The 20,234-nt window shown below is 40.2% G+C and carries 23 protein-coding genes; 19 read left to right on the forward strand and 4 right to left on the reverse strand.

Annotated features, from left to right (window positions below; all coding sequences use genetic code 11):
- Positions 1 to 2: 2 nt before the first annotated feature.
- The 3 genes from phnD to phnC are packed head-to-tail and all read left to right on the forward strand — an operon-like array spanning position 3 to position 2,460.
- Positions 3 to 941: a phosphate/phosphite/phosphonate ABC transporter substrate-binding protein gene (phnD, locus tag AB3N04_RS19270; protein ID WP_368504172.1), complete on the forward strand. Its 939-nt coding sequence runs from the start codon at positions 3 to 5 to the stop codon at positions 939 to 941.
- Positions 942 to 951: 10 nt separating this feature from the next.
- Positions 952 to 1,713: a phosphonate ABC transporter, permease protein PhnE gene (gene phnE, locus AB3N04_RS19275; RefSeq protein ID WP_368504173.1), complete on the forward strand. Its 762-nt coding sequence runs from the start codon at positions 952 to 954 to the stop codon at positions 1,711 to 1,713.
- Positions 1,714 to 1,722: 9 nt separating this feature from the next.
- Complete coding sequence (gene phnC, locus AB3N04_RS19280) at positions 1,723 to 2,460, forward strand: phosphonate ABC transporter ATP-binding protein (protein WP_368504174.1); 738 nt, start codon at positions 1,723 to 1,725, stop codon at positions 2,458 to 2,460.
- Positions 2,461 to 2,496: 36 nt separating this feature from the next.
- On the opposite strand, the gene selD is transcribed toward phnC, so the two are convergent.
- Positions 2,497 to 3,558 carry a selenide, water dikinase SelD gene (gene selD / locus AB3N04_RS19285; protein ID WP_368504175.1) on the reverse strand — a complete coding sequence of 354 codons (1,062 nt, stop codon included), beginning with the start codon at positions 3,556 to 3,558 and terminating at the stop codon, positions 2,497 to 2,499.
- Positions 3,559 to 3,727: 169 nt separating this feature from the next.
- Between selD and AB3N04_RS19290 the strand changes: the two genes are divergently transcribed.
- The 3 genes from AB3N04_RS19290 to AB3N04_RS19300 all read left to right on the forward strand — a co-directional run bounded on the left by AB3N04_RS19290 (position 3,728) and on the right by AB3N04_RS19300 (position 5,877).
- The gene (locus tag AB3N04_RS19290) at positions 3,728 to 3,913 is read left to right on the forward strand and encodes an Rdx family protein (RefSeq protein ID WP_368504176.1); all 186 of its coding nucleotides are present in this window, start codon (positions 3,728 to 3,730) and stop codon (positions 3,911 to 3,913) included.
- 79 nt (positions 3,914 to 3,992) lie between these two features.
- Positions 3,993 to 5,384: an L-seryl-tRNA(Sec) selenium transferase gene (gene selA, locus AB3N04_RS19295; RefSeq protein WP_368504177.1), complete on the forward strand. Its 1,392-nt coding sequence runs from the start codon at positions 3,993 to 3,995 to the stop codon at positions 5,382 to 5,384.
- Between the two features lie 4 nt (positions 5,385 to 5,388).
- Positions 5,389 to 5,877, forward strand: a complete 489-nt coding sequence (locus AB3N04_RS19300) for an acyl-CoA thioesterase (RefSeq protein ID WP_368504178.1) — start codon at positions 5,389 to 5,391, stop codon at positions 5,875 to 5,877.
- A gap of 48 nt (positions 5,878 to 5,925) precedes the next feature.
- Here AB3N04_RS19300 and AB3N04_RS19305 read toward each other — a convergent pair whose 3' ends face one another.
- Positions 5,926 to 6,063 (reverse strand): small acid-soluble spore protein P, encoded by a 138-nt coding sequence (locus AB3N04_RS19305; RefSeq protein WP_317121165.1) that lies wholly within the window; start codon positions 6,061 to 6,063, stop codon positions 5,926 to 5,928.
- A gap of 108 nt (positions 6,064 to 6,171) precedes the next feature.
- On the opposite strand from AB3N04_RS19305, the gene AB3N04_RS19310 reads away from it, so the two are divergent.
- Entirely contained in the window at positions 6,172 to 6,420 is a 249-nt protein-coding gene (locus AB3N04_RS19310; RefSeq protein ID WP_317121164.1) for a hypothetical protein, read from the forward strand.
- A gap of 155 nt (positions 6,421 to 6,575) precedes the next feature.
- Here AB3N04_RS19310 and sspO read toward each other — a convergent pair whose 3' ends face one another.
- On the reverse strand, positions 6,576 to 6,737 hold the full coding sequence (gene sspO / locus AB3N04_RS19315) for a small acid-soluble spore protein O (RefSeq protein ID WP_317121163.1): 162 nt from the start codon (positions 6,735 to 6,737) through the stop codon (positions 6,576 to 6,578).
- Positions 6,738 to 6,996: 259 nt separating this feature from the next.
- Here sspO and acnA point away from each other — a divergent pair, with 259 nt between their 5' ends.
- From acnA to AB3N04_RS19360, 9 genes are all read left to right on the forward strand, one after another.
- Entirely contained in the window at positions 6,997 to 9,720 is a 2,724-nt protein-coding gene (acnA, locus tag AB3N04_RS19320; RefSeq protein WP_368504179.1) for an aconitate hydratase AcnA, read from the forward strand.
- A gap of 125 nt (positions 9,721 to 9,845) precedes the next feature.
- Entirely contained in the window at positions 9,846 to 10,292 is a 447-nt protein-coding gene (locus AB3N04_RS19325) for a MarR family winged helix-turn-helix transcriptional regulator (RefSeq protein ID WP_368504180.1), read from the forward strand.
- Between the two features lie 197 nt (positions 10,293 to 10,489).
- A complete protein-coding gene (locus tag AB3N04_RS19330) occupies positions 10,490 to 13,813 on the forward strand; it encodes an efflux RND transporter permease subunit (protein WP_368504181.1) in 3,324 nt (1,107 codons plus the stop codon).
- Positions 13,814 to 13,937: 124 nt separating this feature from the next.
- Positions 13,938 to 14,081, forward strand: a complete 144-nt coding sequence (locus AB3N04_RS19335) for a hypothetical protein (protein ID WP_368504182.1) — start codon at positions 13,938 to 13,940, stop codon at positions 14,079 to 14,081.
- A gap of 8 nt (positions 14,082 to 14,089) precedes the next feature.
- On the forward strand, positions 14,090 to 14,326 hold the full coding sequence (locus tag AB3N04_RS19340) for a DUF1657 domain-containing protein (RefSeq protein ID WP_368504183.1): 237 nt from the start codon (positions 14,090 to 14,092) through the stop codon (positions 14,324 to 14,326).
- Positions 14,327 to 14,396: 70 nt separating this feature from the next.
- The gene (locus AB3N04_RS19345) at positions 14,397 to 15,125 is read left to right on the forward strand and encodes a DUF421 domain-containing protein (protein WP_368504184.1); all 729 of its coding nucleotides are present in this window, start codon (positions 14,397 to 14,399) and stop codon (positions 15,123 to 15,125) included.
- 59 nt (positions 15,126 to 15,184) lie between these two features.
- Positions 15,185 to 15,310, forward strand: coding sequence for an FbpB family small basic protein (locus AB3N04_RS19350; RefSeq protein WP_368504185.1), 126 nt, complete (start codon positions 15,185 to 15,187; stop codon positions 15,308 to 15,310).
- 63 nt (positions 15,311 to 15,373) lie between these two features.
- Positions 15,374 to 15,511, forward strand: a complete 138-nt coding sequence (locus AB3N04_RS19355; RefSeq protein WP_317121155.1) for an acid-soluble spore protein N — start codon at positions 15,374 to 15,376, stop codon at positions 15,509 to 15,511.
- Positions 15,512 to 15,683: 172 nt separating this feature from the next.
- A complete protein-coding gene (locus tag AB3N04_RS19360) occupies positions 15,684 to 16,166 on the forward strand; it encodes a VanZ family protein (RefSeq protein ID WP_368504186.1) in 483 nt (160 codons plus the stop codon).
- On the opposite strand, the gene AB3N04_RS19365 is transcribed toward AB3N04_RS19360, so the two are convergent.
- Positions 16,161 to 16,805 (reverse strand): TVP38/TMEM64 family protein, encoded by a 645-nt coding sequence (locus AB3N04_RS19365; protein WP_368504187.1) that lies wholly within the window; start codon positions 16,803 to 16,805, stop codon positions 16,161 to 16,163. The genes AB3N04_RS19360 and AB3N04_RS19365 overlap by 6 nt on opposite strands.
- Positions 16,806 to 16,979: 174 nt before the next feature.
- Between AB3N04_RS19365 and AB3N04_RS19370 the strand changes: the two genes are divergently transcribed.
- From AB3N04_RS19370 to AB3N04_RS19380, 3 genes are all read left to right on the forward strand, one after another.
- A complete protein-coding gene (locus AB3N04_RS19370; protein WP_368504188.1) occupies positions 16,980 to 17,552 on the forward strand; it encodes a copper resistance protein CopC in 573 nt (190 codons plus the stop codon).
- Positions 17,549 to 19,171 carry a copper resistance D family protein gene (locus tag AB3N04_RS19375; RefSeq protein ID WP_368504189.1) on the forward strand — a complete coding sequence of 541 codons (1,623 nt, stop codon included), beginning with the start codon at positions 17,549 to 17,551 and terminating at the stop codon, positions 19,169 to 19,171. The genes AB3N04_RS19370 and AB3N04_RS19375 overlap by 4 nt, the downstream gene beginning before the upstream one ends.
- A gap of 97 nt (positions 19,172 to 19,268) precedes the next feature.
- A complete protein-coding gene (locus tag AB3N04_RS19380; RefSeq protein ID WP_368504190.1) occupies positions 19,269 to 20,192 on the forward strand; it encodes a DMT family transporter in 924 nt (307 codons plus the stop codon).
- Positions 20,193 to 20,234: the final 42 nt, after the last annotated feature.

Here is a 20,234-nt window from a genome sequence, read left to right on the forward strand (position 1 = left end):
CAATGAAGAAGTGGTTTGTTACAGTTGGACTAGCCTTTACACTTGCAGCATGTGGCGGAGGCGATGATGCCCCTGCCCCTTCAACGGATGAGGCAGATGAATCAACAGGTGGAGAAGCGTCAAGTGAAGTGTTTGAAGTAGCCGTTATTCCATCGCAGTCAACAGGGGAAATGGAAACGGGATTGAATAATTTAGAAGAACATTTAAACGAAGCTTTGGATCGTGAAGTAGAGGTCGTTCAATATCCAAACTACAATGCCGTAGTGGAAGCGTTAAATTACAATCATATTGACTTAGCATTCCTTGGACCACTTACTTATTTAATTGCTCATGAACAAAGTGGTGCACAAGCGATTATTACGCAAGAGATTGACGGGGAGCCGTATTATTACTCTTACATCATCACTCATGCAGATTCGGAATGGGAAACGCTTGAGGACATGCTTGAAGATCGAGCGGACGTTAACTTTGCTTTTGCCAGTAACTCCTCAACATCGGGACATTTAATTCCCGGATTAGAGCTTCGTAATCGCGGTCATTACGAAGATGATTTAGATAATGATTTTGCTCAAATTCAGTTTGCAGGATCACATGATGTCGTCACAACGCTTGTCCAAGATCAAACGGTTGAAGCGGGCGCAGTTGATAGTGCAATTTTAGAATCATTAATGAAAGATGATGAAGCAAATGGTGGTTCATTACGTGATGATATTAAAGTGATTTGGCAGTCGGATCAGTTGTATCAATACCCTTGGGTCGTACCGAGTGAAATGACTGATGAAGAAATTGAAGAGATTCGAGCTGCCTTTTATGACATTACAGATGAAGAAATTCTTCGTATTTTCGGTGGTGCGTCTTCATTTGTAGAAGCAGATGATACTCAATATGCAGACGTACTGGAAGCTGCACGAGAATTCGATATGCTGAAGCTAGAAGAATAGGGGAGCCGTTATGGTTTGGTTCAAGCCTAGATATCTTTTCTATCTTCTTTTCTTACTCATTGCGATCTGGTGGAGCATGAATATGACGGGATTTGAGTGGAGAAAACTCGCTCAAATCCCAAATATTTTTGAAATGGTTCGTTCTCGATTTTTCCCAGTAGAGTGGTCGTTATTCCCGAGAATGGCACGCGAGAGTTTAGTGACGCTTGCAATGGCCTTTTTAGGAACGTTCTTTGCGTTACTGATCGCCTTGCCGCTTAGTTTCTTAGCTGCCAGAAATACAAGTGGTTCAAGACTGATGTATGGTTCTGTTCGCTCCTCATTGAGTGGATTACGTTCGATTCCTGAGATCGTCTTTGGGTTGATCTTTGTGACAGCTTTTGGATTGGGTCCATTTGCTGCAGTGCTCGCGATTATTTTGCACAATATTGGGGTATTAGGAAAGCTGATCTCAGAATTAATTGAAGCGGCTGATGATGGTCCTCAAGAGGCGATGAAATCAGTGGGGGCTACAAGGTGGGTCGGTCACTTATTTTCGATTCTTCCACAAATTTGGCCGAATATCCTATCGCATTATTTCTATCGCTTTGAAGTGGCGATTCGTACCTCTTTAATCCTTGGTTTTATTGGAGGAGGAGGAATTGGACAGCAGCTATTTAACCACTTCCAAAGCTTCTATTACACGGCTGTTGCTCTTGATATCATCTGTATTATGATCTTGGTTATCATAGTTGATGTCGTTGGCGGACGAATTCGAGCGAGAGTGATTTAAGGAGAATAGATGATGCTAGAAATTTCTAATTTAACCGTTACGTATCCTAAAGCAACGGAGCCTGCCCTTGATCAGGTGAGTGTCTCGATGAATAAAGGCGAGTTCATTTGTATTTTAGGTAGAAGTGGTGCAGGGAAATCAACGTTTATTCGCTGCATCAATCGTCTTGTTAAGTCATCAGCTGGTTCGATTCAATGGAATGGGACAGAGTTAACGAGTCTAAGTGAACGAGCGATGCGTGATGTTCGTTCGGAAATGGTGATGATCTTTCAACATTTTAATTTGATTCCGAGAATGTCTGTTTTTCAAAATACACTCACCGGTTCATTTGGCAGCCGTCCAGCTTATAAAAATCTACTAGGTTTATTTGACGAGAAGGAATTAAAAAGTGCCAATCAAGCGTTGCAGGAAGTTGAGCTTGATCGATTCCGTGATCAACGAGTTGAGTCCCTTAGTGGTGGGCAAAAACAACGAGTAGGCATTGCGCGGGCGTTGATGCAAAAGCCAAGTCTTGTTTTAGGCGATGAGCCTGTTGCAAGTCTTGATCCAACAACGTCGGAGCGAATTTTTCAATTGCTGCGAAACATTCATGATGAGCGGAATTTGCTTACGTTGATTAATGTTCATGATGTAGAGCTGGCGAAGAAATTTGCGACTCGCATCATTGCGTTTAAAGAAGGCAAGCTAATCTTTGATGATCAACCAAGTGCGTTGACAGATGAGATGTTTGCGAAGATTTATCAATAAAAAACGATTCAGCCATGCGGCTGAATCGTTTTTTTCTTAGATTGTTACGTAAAGTGGAAATTCTTTTTTTGCTGTGACTGATCCGATGATCTCTGCCGTTAATCCTTTGCTTTGCATCGCTTCTACATATTGATGAGCTTCATCTTCTGTTAAGCTGACGAGCAAGCCACCTGAAGTGATCGCATCACATAGGATGCTTTTATCAACATCCGTAATCTCTGGTGCATAGTGAACAGATGATGCAATCCAGCGTTCATTGGCTTTTGATCCGCCTGGAACGATTCCTTGCTCAGCCAATTCTCTTGTTCCTTCTAACATCGGAACAGATGAAGATTGAATCTCAAAGCTGATCTCACTACCTTTTGCCATCTCTAAGCTATGACCAAGTAAGCCAAAGCCTGTTACGTCCGTGACGGCATGAGGGTTAAGGCCTTCTAAGGTTTCAGCAGCAACTTTGTTAAGCGAAGCCATTGTTTGTGTGACCGCTTCTTCTTGCTCAGCTGTTACGGCTTCACGCTTAATACCAGTCGTTAAAATGCCGACTCCAATTGGCTTCGTTAAAACTAAGAGGTCACCGGGCTTAGCACCAACGTTTTTAAAAATGCGATCAGGATGCGCAAGGCCAGTCACCGATAAACCGAACTTCGGTTCTTGGTCATCGATGGAGTGTCCACCGACAATAATCGCATCAGCTTCCTTCACCTTATCTGCAGCGCCGCGTAAAATATCAGCGAGCATTTCAGGTGGAAGTTTTTTAATCGGGAAGCCAACGATGTTTAGAACAGTCGTCGGTTTGCCACCCATTGCATACACATCACTTAAGGCATTGGCAGCTGCAATCTGACCAAACATATATGGATCATCGACAACAGGAGTAAAGTAGTCAACCGTCTGAATCATTGCAAGCTCATCAGTTAAGCGATAGGCTCCTGCATCATCGGATGTTTCTAGCCCAACTAGTAGGTTAGGGTCATGTGTTTGTTTTGGTAAATGACGCAAAACTTGCGTCAGGTCTTCAGGACCAATTTTGCATCCTCAACCAGCTTTTGTTGAAAATGATGTTAAGCGAATCTTCTCTTGTTTGTCCAACGAGGACACCTCCTAGCTTCTAATCGTCAAAAGACGATAGGGGATGCGCATATTGTTTTGCATCCTACTACATCTTATCCTACAATAGAGATGAAAAAACTGTAAAGGAGTTTGATTTAGGATGAAATACACAGTTACTGTTGAATTTTGCATGATGTGAAACTTTGCACCAAAAGCCGTGAGTTTCACGGACGATATTTTAGATCATTTTAAAGGACATATTGCTGAAGTGAAATTAGTGACTAGTTCTGGTGGTGTGTTTGAAGTAGTAGTAAATGGGGAGACACTTCACTCGAAAAAGGAAACGGGTGTTTTTCCAAAGTCAGATGATGTCATTAAGAAAATGGAAGCTATGAATAAATAATGGAAAAAGCACCTTTCTAGGTGCTTTTTCCCCTTCAATATGAAGGTGAAAATCGCCCAAGTAAAGGAGCTACATACAGATGAATCAATCATTATTAAGACAAATACCGCCGATTCATGAATTACAAAAATCAGAAGCTTTCAACAAGCTTAGTAACGATTCATCAATTTCACATGATAAGGCAACGGAATGGTTACAAGAGGCGGTCGCTGAAGTAAGAGCGCAAATGCTTGCAGGTGTGTGGGACGTGCAGATACATATAGAGGATTGGATCATGCAAGCTGTTTCAGAACGCCTTAGTAAGCACTCAAGCTATACGTTTAGACGTGTTATTAACGGAACAGGTACAGTTCTGCATACGAACTTAGGCAGAGCGAAACTTAGTAAAGAAGCAATGAAGCAAGTGAATGTGGCGGCTTCTTCCTACTCCAATTTAGAGTATCAGTTAGAAAAAGGGGTACGAGGTTCTAGACATGATTTGATTGAAGAAATCGTCAAAGAAGTAACAGGTGGCGAAGCGGCGATGGTCGTTAATAACAACGCCGCGGCGGTCTACCTCGTGTTAAAAGCGCTAGCTACTGAAAAAGAAGTGATCGTATCCAGGGGAGAACTTGTTGAAATTGGCGGTTCGTTTCGGGTGTCGTCGATTATGAAAGAAAGTGGTGCCGAGCTAGTAGAGGTTGGTACGACAAATAAAACCCATTACAAGGATTACGAGGAAGCAATAACAGACGAGACGTCGATGATTATGAAGGTTCATACAAGCAACTTCAAAACAATCGGCTTCACAAGCGCAGTAGAAGCAAGTAAATTGGTTACACTATCAAAAGAGAATGATGTCATTTTGTATGAAGACTTAGGCAGTGGCGCTCTGTATGATCTTAGAAAACATGGGATTGGCGATGAGCCGCATGTCAAAGAAGCCCTAGGTAGCGGTATTGACCTTGTCACATTTAGTGGTGATAAGCTGCTTGGAGGTCCTCAAGCAGGGATTATTGCTGGAAGAAAGCATTTGATTGATCAATTAAAGAAACATCAATTAGCGCGTGTGTTGAGAGTAGATAAAATGACACTGGCAGCCCTTGAGGCAACGTTGAAAGCCTATGTAGATTCAAAAAAGGCCTTGAGTGAGATCCCTACGCTTCAGATGATTACAAAGACTCAAGATGAAGTGAAGCAAGAAGCAGAACAGTTTAGAAAGATGCTTCAAGAAAAGTGGGAGTGTGAACTCGTTCAAGATGTCTCGATGGTCGGTGGAGGGACGATGCCAGATGTGGAGCTTGAGACATGGCTGTTGCTCCTTGCTTATCCAAACAAAAAGACGGTTGAGATGATTGAAGCATTACGAGTGGGCGAGCCGGCTGTTGTAACAAGAATAAAAGATGACAAAATCGCTTTAGACTTTAGAACGATTGCCAGTAGTGAATACGAGGATCTAGTACGTCAGTTAGAGCGAGCAAAGGAAGTGTAAACAATTGAATTCAAAAACAAGTGCACAATCAAAAACGGTCTTAACAGATATTGTCCTCCCACCAGATACAAATTATCATGGCACGATTTTTGGTGGAAATGTGATGGCGTATATAGATAAGGTAGCTAGTATTGCAGCTATGCGTCATGCGAGGTCTCAAGTTGTTACGGCATCAAGTGATAGTTTAGACTTTATTTCACCGATTCGAACAGGTGAAGCCATTTGCTTAGAAGGGTATGTATCGTATACCAGAAAAACATCGATGGAAGTGTTTGTGAAGGTAGAAGCAGAGGATTTGATCACCGGAGAAAGACGTTTAACGGCTACTTCTTATCTAACATTTGTTGCACTAGATGAAAAGGGGAAGCCAAAAGCAGTACCACAAGTCATCACTGAATCGGAAGAAGAAAAATGGCATTATTCAGGTGCTGAAGAACGATATGAGATCCGCAGAAAGCGTCGGAAGCAAGCAAAGGATCGAGAGAAACAATAAGAGGAAAGGCACTCTTGCGTAGTAGAAGAGTGCCTTTTTTATCGTGATTTAACCTTCGCCGTCTGTTTGGCCTACATGATTGGCTTTTTTAACTTTTTTAGAGCCGCTCATCGGTTCTGGTTGTCCTGGGTTATTTCCTTTAGGTGCATTTTTACGTTGGCTTTTAAATGTGTTGCGTTCAGTCATCATCATCCCTCCTAATCGTTAGTATGAGGAATTCTTTTATCACTATACGAATATTTAATGGGATTTTTCGAAACCTAAAGGTGTAGTAACTAAAGGAGGAATCATGATATGCCACATCACAAAGACAAACAACAAGCTTTTCAAGCAGCCCAGCAAGCACTTGTTCAAGCAGAACAAGCTGTAGGGAACATCAATAGTCACGCAGCAGATTATGGACATCATACAAAGCGCGCTGAGCAAGAACTAGATGAAGCCACTCAGCAGATCCAAAAAGCGTTAGGAGTTGCTTCAGAGCACCAAAGAGCACAATTAGAGCAATACCAACAGCAATTAGAAGAATTACGCTCACAAATGTAAACATAAAGCACCAGACACTCACCTAAGCGTGAGACATCTGGTGCTCATTTTGTTGTTTCTATTCGAATGCGCACCTGAATCGGGCGAAATCGCCGAACAATCGGGCTGATCTACACCATGATCAACTGAACCCCACCCGCAATCGCTCGAGACGCTTACTGACGTTTCTTAGTCTTTTTATTGTTTTGGCGTTCCATTTCAGTTAAAGGCTCATTTGCTGATTCTTGATTGAATTGTGAGTTGTAGCCCGTTCCTTTTCCTTGACCACTTGCATCATTCATTCCTGAAATAATGTGATTTGATTTTTTCTTTGTCATGACGTTCACCTCCATTTTTATTGTGTGCAATTAGACAAAATTCTTACGCGGCAGACGAGAATTTGAGTTTTTTTACCGAATTGTCTACAAAATTTCAAAAATCCATTTATTCTTTAGACAAGTTTTGCTATTCTTAAGAGGGAAGTGCGCGTACATAAATTAAAGCGCTTACTATCCGTTATCAAAAATACCGTCAGTCATTGATTTAGACAATTTTGACAGTTTGCGGTATGATAGTCTGGAGAAGGAGGGTATACATATGTCAAACAAACATGATGTTTTTAATGCACGTTCGTCGTTTTCAATCGACGGAAAGACGTATAATTACTACTCACTAAAGGCATTAGAAGATGCTGGAGTAGGTAATGTTACGAAACTTCCATATTCAGTAAAGGTTTTACTAGAATCGGTGCTTCGTCAACATGATGGCTATGTGATCAAGAAGGAGCATGTAGAGAACCTTGCGAAATGGGGAACAAGTGAACTAAAAGATATTGATGTTCCGTTCAAACCATCACGCGTTATTCTTCAAGACTTTACAGGTGTTCCGGCAGTTGTTGACTTAGCGTCTCTTCGTAAAGCAATGGCTGACATGGGTGGAGACCCTGATCAAATTAACCCTGAAATTCCAGTAGACCTTGTTATTGACCACTCTGTACAAGTGGACAAAGCAGGAACAAATGATTCACTTAATTTCAATATGAACCTTGAATTCCAACGTAATGAAGAACGATACGAGTTCCTTAGCTGGGCTAAAAAAGCATTCAATAATTACAATGCTGTTCCTCCAGCAACAGGAATCGTTCACCAAGTTAACTTAGAGTATTTAGCAAATGTTGTTCACGCTGTTGAGCAAGACGGTGAAACAGTAGCATTCCCTGATACATTAGTTGGTACTGACTCTCATACAACCATGATCAATGGTATTGGTGTACTTGGATGGGGTGTTGGTGGTATTGAAGCTGAAGCAGGTATGCTTGGACAGCCTTCTTACTTCCCAGTTCCAGAAGTTATCGGATGTAAATTTGTTGGTACACTTCCAAGTGGAACAACAGCTACAGACGTAGCACTTAAAGTAACACAAGCTCTTCGTGAGAAAAAAGTAGTTGGTAAGTTTGTTGAATTCTTCGGTCCTGGTTTAACAGAAATGCCATTAGCTGACCGTGCTACAATCTCAAATATGGCTCCAGAATACGGTGCTACTTGTGGTTTCTTCCCAGTAGACGAGGAAGCTCTTAACTATATGAGACTAACTGGTCGCTCTGAAGAACAAATCAAGCTTGTAGAGGAATACTCTCGTGCTAACAACTTATTCTACGTAGCTGGAGAAACAGAAGATCCTGTTTACACAGATACAATTGAAATCGATCTTTCTGACATTGAAGCAAACCTGTCTGGTCCTAAGCGTCCACAAGATCTTATTCCACTTTCAGGAATGCAAAAATCTTTCCGTGATGCGGTTGTGGCTCCACAAGGAACACAAGGTCTTGGCTTAACGGAAGATGAGTTCAATAAAAAAGTTGCTGTTAGCTTTAAAGATGGTCGCGAAGCAGAAATGACAACTGGTTCGATCGCAATTGCGGCAATCACAAGCTGTACAAATACTTCAAACCCTTATGTATTAGTTGGGGCTGGTCTTGTAGCGAAGAAGGCTGTTGAGCTTGGTCTAGATGTTCCTTCATACGTGAAAACATCTTTAGCGCCTGGTTCAAAAGTAGTTACTGGTTACTTAACGGATTCAGGATTACTACCATACATGGAGCAACTAGGCTTTAACATTGTTGGTTACGGCTGTACAACATGTATTGGTAACTCTGGTCCACTTGAAGACGAGATCGAAGCAGCAGTTTCAGCTAATGATCTGACTGTAACATCTGTTCTCTCAGGTAACCGTAACTTTGAAGGACGTATTCACCCATTAGTGAAAGCGAACTATCTTGCTTCTCCACCACTTGTTGTTGCATATGCACTTGCAGGAACAGTGGATATTGATCTGCAAAATGATCCAATTGGACAAGACAAGAATGGTAAAGATGTATTCTTTGCAGACATCTGGCCAACATCTGATGAGATTAAAGACGTTGTTAATGAAACAGTAACACCTGAACTATTCCGTCGTGAATACAATAATGTATTTGATAGCAACGATCGTTGGAACGAAATCAAAACAACGGATGATGCGCTTTATAAGTGGAATAATGATTCTACTTACATTGCGAACCCTCCATTCTTTGAGAACCTTTCTAAAGATCCACAAGATATCAAGCCATTATCAAGCTTACGTGTAATCGGTAAATTCGGTGATACTGTAACAACTGACCATATTTCTCCTGCTGGTGCGATTGGTAAAGATACTCCTGCTGGTAAATACTTGATTTCTAAAGGCGTTGAGCCGAAAGATTTCAACTCTTATGGTTCTCGTCGTGGTAACCACGATGTCATGATGAGAGGTACATTTGCTAACATCCGTATCCGTAACCAAATTGCTCCTGGTACAGAGGGTGGTTTCACAACATTCTGGCCTACCGGTGACGTTATGCCGATTTATGATGCGGCTATGAAATACAAAGAAACAAGTACAGGTCTAGCTATTCTTGCTGGTAAAGATTACGGTATGGGAAGCTCACGTGACTGGGCTGCTAAAGGTACAAACCTTCTAGGCATTAAAACAGTTATCGCTGAAAGCTACGAGCGTATCCACCGTAGTAACCTTGTATTAATGGGTGTTCTTCCACTTCAATTCAAAGAGGGCGATAGCGCTGAATCTCTTGGATTAACTGGTGAAGAAGCATTCGACGTACAAATTACGAATGCTGTTCGTCCTCGTGAAATAGTTAAAGTCGTTGCAACTGACAAAGATGGCAACAAGAAAGAGTTTGATGTTCTTGTACGCTTTGATAGTGAAGTTGAAATGGACTACTACCGTCACGGTGGCATCCTACAAATGGTATTACGCAGTAAATTTGCTCAAATTAAAGCGTAATAATATGAAAACAGTCTGCCTTATGGCGGGCTGTTTTTTTGTTATTAATTTCTTTTTACAGGAAAGCTTGTTAAAATCAACCTAGTACAAAAATGAAATGGAATAGAAAGCTGGAGTTGGTGAAGATGGAAGAATACAAAAAGGTGTTAATTGAATTAGACGATTTAATGAGGAATATCGGGAAGCATTTTATCCCAGATTTAGAAATATTGAATGAATTTCATTTAACAAAGCGACAGGTAGCCATCTTATTTCTCATTTTAAAGAAGCCTGAAACGACAATATCTGAGATCGCCCAGTACTTTGAGATTTCCAAAAGTGCAGTGAGTCAATCGATGACACAATTAGAAGAGGAAGATATTATTATTCGTGAAATCAATCACGATAATCGCAGAGAAATAAATTTAGTATTAGGGCAAAATGGACAAAGAATTCAACATGAATTGTTTAAGCTTGAACAGAAAATGATGACGATTTATTTGACGAAGTTACCAATCGAAGATCTTCATCATGTACGAGACACCTTAAAAAAACTTGATGAGATCATCATGAAAGAAAAAAAGGACAACTGATGAACTTTTGCTAGGGAGAAGGGAAAGTAATTGCCTTCTTTTTGAAAATCATTTAGGATTAAAACAGTTAAGTAATTAAACTATTCAAGGGGGATTAAAAAATCAAGCACATACCTTTTACATAAGGAAAATGTAGGACTTGTTTACGATAGAACCCATTAAAATCCTGGTTATAACAAAAAGGAGTAAAAGAAAACATGACAAATTTTTCAATACGCAGGCCTAAATTCACAATTGTGGCCATGCTTATCTTTTTAATTTTCGGCTTTGTCTCGATTACTAATTTACCTCTGCAACTATTCCCTAATATTAATCCGCCTGTTGCGGCAGTCGTGACAAGTTATTCTGGAGCAAGTCCAGAAGAGGTAGAGGATAAAGTGACCAGGCCTCTTGAGAATCAATTGGCCACCACTTCTGGCCTAAATAAAATCAGCTCAACGACAAGTGAAGGGATGACGTTGATCATACTTGAATTTAGTTGGACGACGTCGATTGATGATGTCGAACTCGATATTATTAATACGATTCGTCAAACTCCTTTACCTGATGATGCGAATGAACCAAGCTTTCTAAAATTTGACCCTTCAATGATGCCGATGATGCAACTTGCGATCACAGGTGAGGATGAGATCCTTGAGATTCAAGATTTGGTTGATGACCTAAGACTTGAATTAACAAAAGTTCCTGGTGTAGCAAACATTGATGAAGCTGGAAGTATGATTGAAGAAGTACAAATTCAATTAAATCAAGATGAGTTAGTCGATAATAACCTTACACAAGAAGATATTGTTTCGACCATTCAGGCACATAACACCTCTATGCCTGGTGGTACAGTCTTAAATGGTGATTTAAGCTTAACGACACGAGTGATTAGTGAATTGGTTTCTGTTGAAGAAATTGCTGAATTAGTCGTAGGCGTTGGAACAGATGGAAATGATCTTCTTATTGAAGACGTTGGAACGGTGGAGATTACAACAGGTGATGCCGATGTAATTACACGAGCAAACCAAGAGCCAGCGATTCAATTTACGATTATGAAAGAATCAGAATCAAACACAGTTCAAGTTTCTAATGCGGTCAATAATCGTTTAGAGGATTTGCTTGAGGACTCAAAGTATGAAGATTTAAATACAGTCATGCTCTTTGATGAAGGAAATTTTATCAATAGTGCAATTATAAGTGTAACAAATGCCCTTATTTTTGGGGGAATCTTAGCAATGCTCGTCTTGTTTTTCTTCCTTCGTAACTTGAAAACACCTTTAATTGTCGGGATTGCAATACCATTTTCCATCATTGTCACCTTTGCATTTCTCTACTTTGCTGGCATCGGCTTGAACTTAATGAGTCTAGGTGGATTAGCACTTGGAATTGGGATGCTAGTTGATAATGCCATTGTCGTGATCGAGAATATATACCGACATTTATCAATGAACAAAAAACCTAAACAAGCAGCGTTAGAAGGTACAAAAGAAGTATCTGGTGCAATCATTGCTTCAACGCTAACGACTGTTTCGGTATTCTTACCAATTGTCTTTATAAGCGGACTTGTAGCAAATTTATTTAGAGAATTTGCACTCGCTGTTTCATTTAGTTTACTTGCATCATTACTTGTTGCCTTAACAGTTGTACCGATGATAGCAAGCCGTATACTAAAGAAACCAAACGAAAACCGAGAAGCAAAACGAATGCAATCCTCCTTTATGGGTGGAATGGACCGTTCGATTCGCTGGGTATTAACACATCGTTTTGTCGTTCTTGCCATTACGTTCATTCTCCTCGTTGTAGGTGGCTTTGGATTAACGAATGTAGGAACTGAATTAATTCCTGATAGTGATCAAGGAAACTTTACAGTGGACATTGCTCTTGAACAAGGTACGACTGTTGAGCGGACACAGGAAACGGTGGAAGCGGTAGAAGAAGTATTAAATGATTACCGTGAAATTTCCGATTTTGTAACGACGGCTGGCTCAAGTGATCAAAATGTCATGAGGGGATCATCAGGTGGGCACGAAGCTCAGATTTTCGTCACCATGGCACCTCTTGATCAACGAACGATTTCAACAAGTGATTTCATTGAATCAATTGAATCAGATGTGAGTCGTGCAGATCGTGATGCTGAAATTTCGTTATCTACAGTAGGATCTCTTGGGACTGAAGCGAATACGCTCCAATTTACGATTAGTGATCCTAATTCACAGAGACTGTACGAATCAGCAGAAGCCCTTGAAGAAGAGTTACTGACGATTCGTGAAGTACGTGATCTTGAATTAAGTATCGAAGAAACAACGCCTGAAATTCAAATTGAAGTGGATCGTACGTTAGCGCGTGAAAATGCGTTAGCCCCTGCTCAGATCGCACAACAAGTCCATGATTTAACACGTGGACAATTAGCATCTGCATTGCAAACGGAAGATAATAATTTGTATGATATTTTTGTTCAGCTAGATCCAGAATTTACAGAAGATCTAGAAGCACTTGAAAATCTTCAGCTCCAAAATGGAAATGGTGAATTTGTTGCTTTAAGTGAAGTTGCTGAAATTATAGATGGCGAAAGCCCTGCAACGATTCAACGTATGCAACAAGAAGAGGCAGTAGAGTTCACCGTTTTTTACTCGACATCAACGAATTTAGGGGATATTAGCCGTTTAGTAGAAGAGGCTGTAGATGAGGTTGAACTAGACGACCAAACCACATTTAGCTACGGCGGTGAACAAGAGTTACTTGAAGACTCAATTGGAAGTATGGCTCTTGCGATTGTGTTGGCGATTATCTTTATTTACCTAGTGATGGCCGCACAATTCGAATCCTTTAAAATGCCATTTGTGATTATGTTTACCGTACCATTAGTTGTTATTGGTGTAGCCTTAGCCTTACTTGCTACGCAAACAGCTCTAAGTGTGACCGTCTTTATTGGGTTAATTGTCCTGATAGGGATTGTCGTGAATAATGCGATCGTGTTGGTCGATTATGTCAATCAACGTAAGGCAGATGGGATGACGACATTTGAAGCGCTTGTTGTGTCTGTAAAAGATCGTACTCGTCCAATTTTAATGACATCTCTTACAACGATCTTAGGAATGGTACCTCTAGCACTTGGAATTGGTGAAGGAGCTGAGCTTCAACAACCTATGGCCCTAGCCGTAATTGGAGGCTTGGTGAGTAGTACGTTCTTAACACTATTTGTCATACCTGTTGTTTATAGCTTATTTGATAGTGAAACAAGGAGAAGACGTTATGTGACTGTTGAAGGAGAGTTCCGTGAAGTGGATGATCGTGCAAGATCCTTGCCACCTATCGTTGAAACCGAGCGAGTGAGTGAATATGGTTATAAGGAAAAAGCTGTTAACGAAACGTCTGCACCTAAATCAGAGTCAAATGAATTACCAGAGCAGTTGGATTTAAAAGAAGCTGCTCCAAAAGAAGAGAAAGAAGCAGACGCTTTATCGAAAGACGATATCTTGAAGCTATTAGAACAAATTGTTCACTCTTCAAAAGACGATAAAAAAGATAAAGATCAATAAGAAAAACGATAAGCCACTTGCCTAGCAAGTGGCTTATTTGTTTTAAAAAAGACAAACATAAAATATTGCTGATAGCACACACTAGAAAATGTACGTTTCATTACACCAAGAGGAGATGATTTCAATGGGTCGTCAAAAAAAGGGCAATGCGAATGCACAACGTAATAACAATGCAAAACAACAAGGAAAGCAAAACCACGCAGATACTGAATTTGCTTCATATGCAGAAGTAGAAGCAAACAAAATGAATAAAAACAACAAAAATTAGGTGATCAAATGACTGTACAAACACAAATGCAACAAGCGATTGCCGATGCGCAATCGGTGCAATCTAGCTTGACGGAATTCAGTTTAGAAACAGAAAACGAACAAGCAAAGCAATTGTTTGAGCAACTAGCTGAGCAGCAAAAAAATATCCTAACCTTACTAGAAGGTAGGTATTCCCAAGTATTGAATGAGGAACCACAATTCAAACAAGGGACAAATACACCTGAGCAGCAAGACCAATCATAAACATGTTAGAAGATAAAACCGAAGATCCTTCTTCGGTTTTATCTCATAATGCGAGTAAGGAGGAGCGGGAATGGAATTTTGGAGTGGGGCTGAGTCTTTACCGATCTATGGATTTTTAGTACGTGCTGCCATTGTCTATGTTTATATTTTTCTTATCGTGAAAATTGTCGGACAGCGTTCAATGGGTTCCATTGATGCCCTGGATTTTATTTTTGGAGTCGTAATCGGTGATATTTTAGGAGAACCTTTAACAGATGGTTCTGTGCCCCTTCCAGGTCCTATGGTAGCAGCTGCTACGATCGCTGGTATCCATTTATCACTAAGTATGATCGCACTCAAAACGCCTCGCTTTAGAAGGGTGATTGAAGACGAGCCCATTATTTTAGCAAGAAATGGAGTTATTTTGCATCAACAGCTAAAAAAGGTGAAGGTTACACTTGAATCTTTCATGATGGACATGCGTTTAAATGGAGCTAGTGATTTAAGTGAAGTCGATTATGCTGTCCTTGAGATGAATGGGCAAATAAGTGTTATCAAAAAATCAGCCTACGATTCAGCAACTCCTAATGATTTAAAACAAAATACCCCAAATAAGGGATATCCCACAGTCGTAATCGAAGATGGTCGCATTATTGAAGCAAACTTAAAAAATCTTGGTACCATTGATTGGCTGCGAGAACTGATCCATAAGGAAGGGTACGCCAATCCAAAGGAAATCTTTTTTATGACGATTGATGAAGCTGGAAATGTCTATGTGAGCCCTAAGCAAACAACAAACCAATTAAAAAAGGGCAGATAATAGGTATAAAAACACTCCTTTTTCCCCAAACTGGTAAAAAAGATAGAGGAGTGTTTCGATTGAGAAAAGTCAGAAAAGTATCATTTGAGCAATTAGTGAGAGAAAACAAAGAAGAGATCTTAAATAACAAACAACTAATGGAAAAATTAGAGGATAAATGGGAACGACGTCACGCGATCAAGTAACGAAGTTTTTCCAGTATGACAATGCTTGTTCGATGCCATCCTATTTAGTAGGAGGGGATCAATATGAAAAAATCGACTGCATTTAATCAATATCGACCGAATCATCTAGGAACTCAACCGCGAGAAGAGCCCACAAATAAAGGGAAGAAAATGAACACAAAAGGTAACGAGCAACCTGATTATGTACCTCCAAAAGGATAATGAGTAACCTAAAGACTTTTACAAGTCTTTAGGTTTTTTTCATTTTTAGACGTTACATAGGTCATGTCTGTTGAAAAAAATGAAAAAAATGTTGTCGATGAAAAGAGCTTGTCAAAAGAGGGTATAGGTTCAATAATAGAAGATAATAGATGTCAAGAAGGGTGTTGGCACCATGAAGAAAGCGCAACAAAAAAAAGGACTGTATGTTCTTTTCATCCTCTATTTAATCGCCTTATTTTATGTGACACTGCTTGCCTGGAACTACGGTGCTTCTCTAGGTACAGCGGCTCCAGGGGGAAGAAATTACAACTTGATCCCATTTCGAAGTATTTACAGAATTGCTGTTTATAGCCCAGATATGATTGCTCCCATTCGAATTTTAGTTGGGAATATTGTGATGTTTATGCCTTTAGGTTTTCTGCTTCCAATGCTATTTCCAAAGCTTCGAATTGTTGGGCTCGTCACGCTTATTGGCTTTGTTATCTCCCTCTTTATCGAATCTAGCCAATTTTTATTTACTCATCGAGTTGCTAATATTGATGATCTGATTTTAAATACATTAGGTGCTTTTCTAGGGTCTCTTATTGCAATAGGCATCCTTAAGGCACGTAAGCGAATCATTGTATATACGACAGATCAAAAAAGCTCCCTATAATTCTGGGAGCTTTTCTTTCGTTTGAGCGAATTTTTGCCATAACCTGTAAAAGCCATATACAACACCAAGGAATACGACGTAATAAAAAGCAATCATCATTAGCTGACTAGGATCATTGACAAATGAATTCCCAACGACTGCAAATAAAATCATCGATGGTACTTTCCCAAGCGATGAGGCAATTGCATAGGATAAAAAACGAACACGACTAAGAGCCGAGTAGATATTGACAATGATGGATGGGATGACAGGTATCAAGCGCGTAAGAAAAATCGTCATAAATGCGTTGCGCTCAAATAACACGGTAATCTTATGGAGTGACCGGTATCGTTGAAGTAATTGTAATCCCCAGTCTTGATAACCATATCGGACAAATGAAAACATGATAATGGAAGCGAGAGAAGAGCCGATCCACGTCATCAAACTTCCTAAAACCGGGCCATATGCTGCACCTAAAACACCGCCTATAATCGGATAAGGGATAATGGGAAATAAGGCAAATAAGGTTGCTAATATGGCTGTTAAAAATAAATAATTCGCTCCACCTTCACGTATCCAATGCAAAAGTGATTCTCCGTAAAGATAGATCAAAAGGGCAATAAGTGCATAACTACTAAGAATGAAAACTTTTTTGATCATCAATTTTCCTCCGACAATAGATTCTTGTCTATTTTCTCATAAATCGTTTATTCGTAAAAGCATTTACCTTATATTAATTTCACGTAACGTATTAATTTTTTATATTTAAGTTTACGATAAAGGAGAATAATAGTATATTAAACATAGTAGAATACTTGGTAATTGGAGGTTTACATGAAAAGAATTTTAATACTTGCTGTATGGGGCATAATCATGATCACTCCCACTTATGCATTAGCTCATTCATATATGAGTGAATCGTCTCCAGCCGATGGAGAAGTTATTCATGAAGCAATTGACGAATTACAGTTACTTTTTAATGGCGGGATTGAGCAGTTTAGTACGGTAACGGTCACAAAAGATGGGAAAGAGGAGATCAGGGTAGACGATATCCTGATCGAAAGCCCTTCGATGTACGTCACACTCGAGTCACCATTAGAAGCAGGGACCTACATAGTCGAATGGGTGGCAATCGGTGCGGATACTCACCAAACGGAAGGAAGTTACACATTTTCAGTAGATGAAGAGGTAGTTGGTGAAGGTGATAGTGAAGAAGCGCCTCAGGGAGAAGAAGAACAGGTAGTAGAAGACAGTGAGGGAATGGTGGATGATTCTACTGTGAATGAAAGGGAAACAGAAGCTGTAGAAGAAGAGTCCTTCGTCCAACCGCTTATAATCGCTGCTGTAGCTGTGGTTGCCTTTTTCATCTTATTGGCACGAAGAAGAAAAGGTAGAGGTCGACAATGACGGAAGTAAGTAATCTTCTCCTTTTCGCCGCTCTCCTCTTTTTAACAGGTTATCACCTTTTAGGTGTGATTCCTGATCAAAGACGTCCGAGGATTCACGTTTCACAAAGAGTCTTAGTCGTGATGACTTTTCTTGTTCCATTGGCGCTTTTTGTGCCTGTGACAACGGTTATAACCGTTCTTGTACAACAGTTTCAAGTCGGATGGTTTGAAGCGATCTATACAGTCTTCTTAACATATTCTGCTGGGCAGGCGGCATTTTATAGTCTCCTTATAGCGAGTATTTTAGTGGTCCTAACATTAAATAACAGCGAGGACCTGCCGTTACGAATAGGTAAACTTATTCTCGTCATCGTTTTAATTGGCTTATCAGGGTGGGCGAGTCATGCAGCATCACTGACGGGAATCAGCGGTTTTCTTTCAAATTCAATTCATTTGCTGGCTACCTCATTGTGGATCGGTCCATTGCTTATGGTGGCGTGGTTCGTAAAGCATCCTATGGAGAACCCTGCTGCTTTTGCAGCTTGGTACTCCCCGTTAGCAGCTTTAAGTGTAGGAGCGATTACGTTAACCGGTTTTCTGTTAATGGGCAATATCGTACCGGAATATGTGAATTCATGGATGATTACGTACGGTCAATTACTGGTCATTAAACATATTTTATTTGTTCCTTTACTTTTATTTGGATTGCGCCATAGTTTGCTTCTTCGAAGGATAAGAAAGCATGGGCATGCCAGATCGATGAAATCATCGTTTCGAATGGAGTCAGTCATTGCGTTCTTCATTTTAGCTGTCACGGCTTTTATGACAGAGCAAACACCACCGCATGAAGTGATCCAAACGCTTCAGACCGAACAAATTTCACCATTGATTCAATTGTTCTTGAATCAGCCAATATTAGTCAATCAAACCTTGCAATTTGAGCTAAATACATCATCTAGCATTCTTCTTGTGGTTGGTCTTTTATTGTTTATAGTAGGTATGTTTATTCTTCTCCAATCACATAAAATTTGGATAGGGTTAGCTGGTTTTTTAATCGCTAGTTTACTGATGTATAGTGGACTGATGATAAGTGCCACACCTGTAGAGACCGTGATTGATGATACTGTCTATGAAACAGATTATGATGCGATCAAAGCAAGTTATTCAGAAGAGACGGAGATCGCGATTTTAAAGCAAGAAGAGCTTGATTCGAATAGGCAAATGGTTGTTTATACCGTAGATGATTCTGATCTCGTTGCACAAATGATTGAGGTGACCTCAGGTGGTTTTAAACGATTACCTGCTTCAATGCTTACCATTGGGGGAACCGCCATCACGGATGAAGAGCAAAAAATTCGTACATTCCGCGTTCAAAATGGAAATTGGCATCATGATGCGTATGATTATACGTATGTGACATTTGGAATGATTCGTCAACCAGAAGATGTAGCGCGTGTCCAAATTCATTATGAAGGTGGCTCTTATATTGCAGAGCTTGAGGCAAATGTGTTTATTAATACGACCTCTAGCAATGAGCTTTGGAATGACCAACATCCTATCGATTTTCTTTCAGCTGATGGAACGGTCATCCAAACCTATGCTAGAGAAGTAATGGAAGAAGGCGTTTATTGTCATTAATGTGATGATAAGCGCTTTTTTTCTGTTTACCATGAAATGATTATTTCGCTTAACGAAGAAAAGGAGTACAATGGGAAGAAAAAAGAGGTGATAAAGAGTGGAGAGAAAAAAACAATGGCTGATTTATGCCATGCTCACTCTTGCAACCGCAACTTGGGGAAGTGCGTTTATCGCAGGTAAATTAGCGATTGAAAGCTTCGAGCCTTCAACGATTGCCTTTTTACGCTTTTTAGGAGCAGCTATTCTACTTTTCCCAATTATGTGGCTGCTTGAGAAAAATAGACCAAAGCCAACAAAGAAAGACTGGGGCATGTTTGCCTTACTCGGTTTAACAGGAATTGCAATCTATAATATTTGTTTCTTTCTAGCAAGTAAGCACGCCCCTGTGATTAAGAGTTCCCTATTTATTGCAGCCAATCCGATGTTAATCGTTTTGCTTTCAGGTGTATTCTTAAAAGAACAGATTACAAAAAAACAAATTATAGGACTTATTCTCGCTCTAAGTGGCGTTGTTTTAATCGTGACCGAAGGAAATATTCAAATCATCACTCAATTTCAATTTGAACCCATTGACCTCATCTTATTAGGGGCCGTTATAAGTTGGGCACTCTATAGTGTGCTAGGAAGAGTCGTCTTAAAAAAATACAGTCCGATTGTATCGACTACTTATGCTGTTGCGTTTGGGACCCTCTTTTTACTCCCTTTTTCGCTAGCTGAACAGCCTTGGGATGCCATTTCACATGCGAGTCCAACAGCATGGTTATCGATAGCTCATATGAGTGTGTTAGTAACAGTGGTTAGTTTTATTATGTACTACTACGGGATCCAACAAATCGGTGCTGCTAAAGCGTCTATATTCATAAATGTGATGCCTGTCTCTGCCGTTATCATGGCGACGTTATTTTTAGGAGAGGCTTTCACTTCCTCAGCAATGGTTGGTGCGCTACTTGTATTAAGCGGAGTCTATGTAGGGACATATGTGCGTAAAGCGAGACCAAAAAAGCTGAGGAATGCAAGTTGACGGCTAAAGTGTTAAAATGTTTGGCATGAGATCGAGGTGAGG

Origin of the sequence: Alkalihalophilus sp. As8PL, assembly GCF_040939795.1 — a bacterium.
GTDB classification, from domain to species: Bacteria; Bacillota; Bacilli; order Bacillales; family Bacillaceae_D; genus Alkalihalophilus; species Alkalihalophilus lindianensis.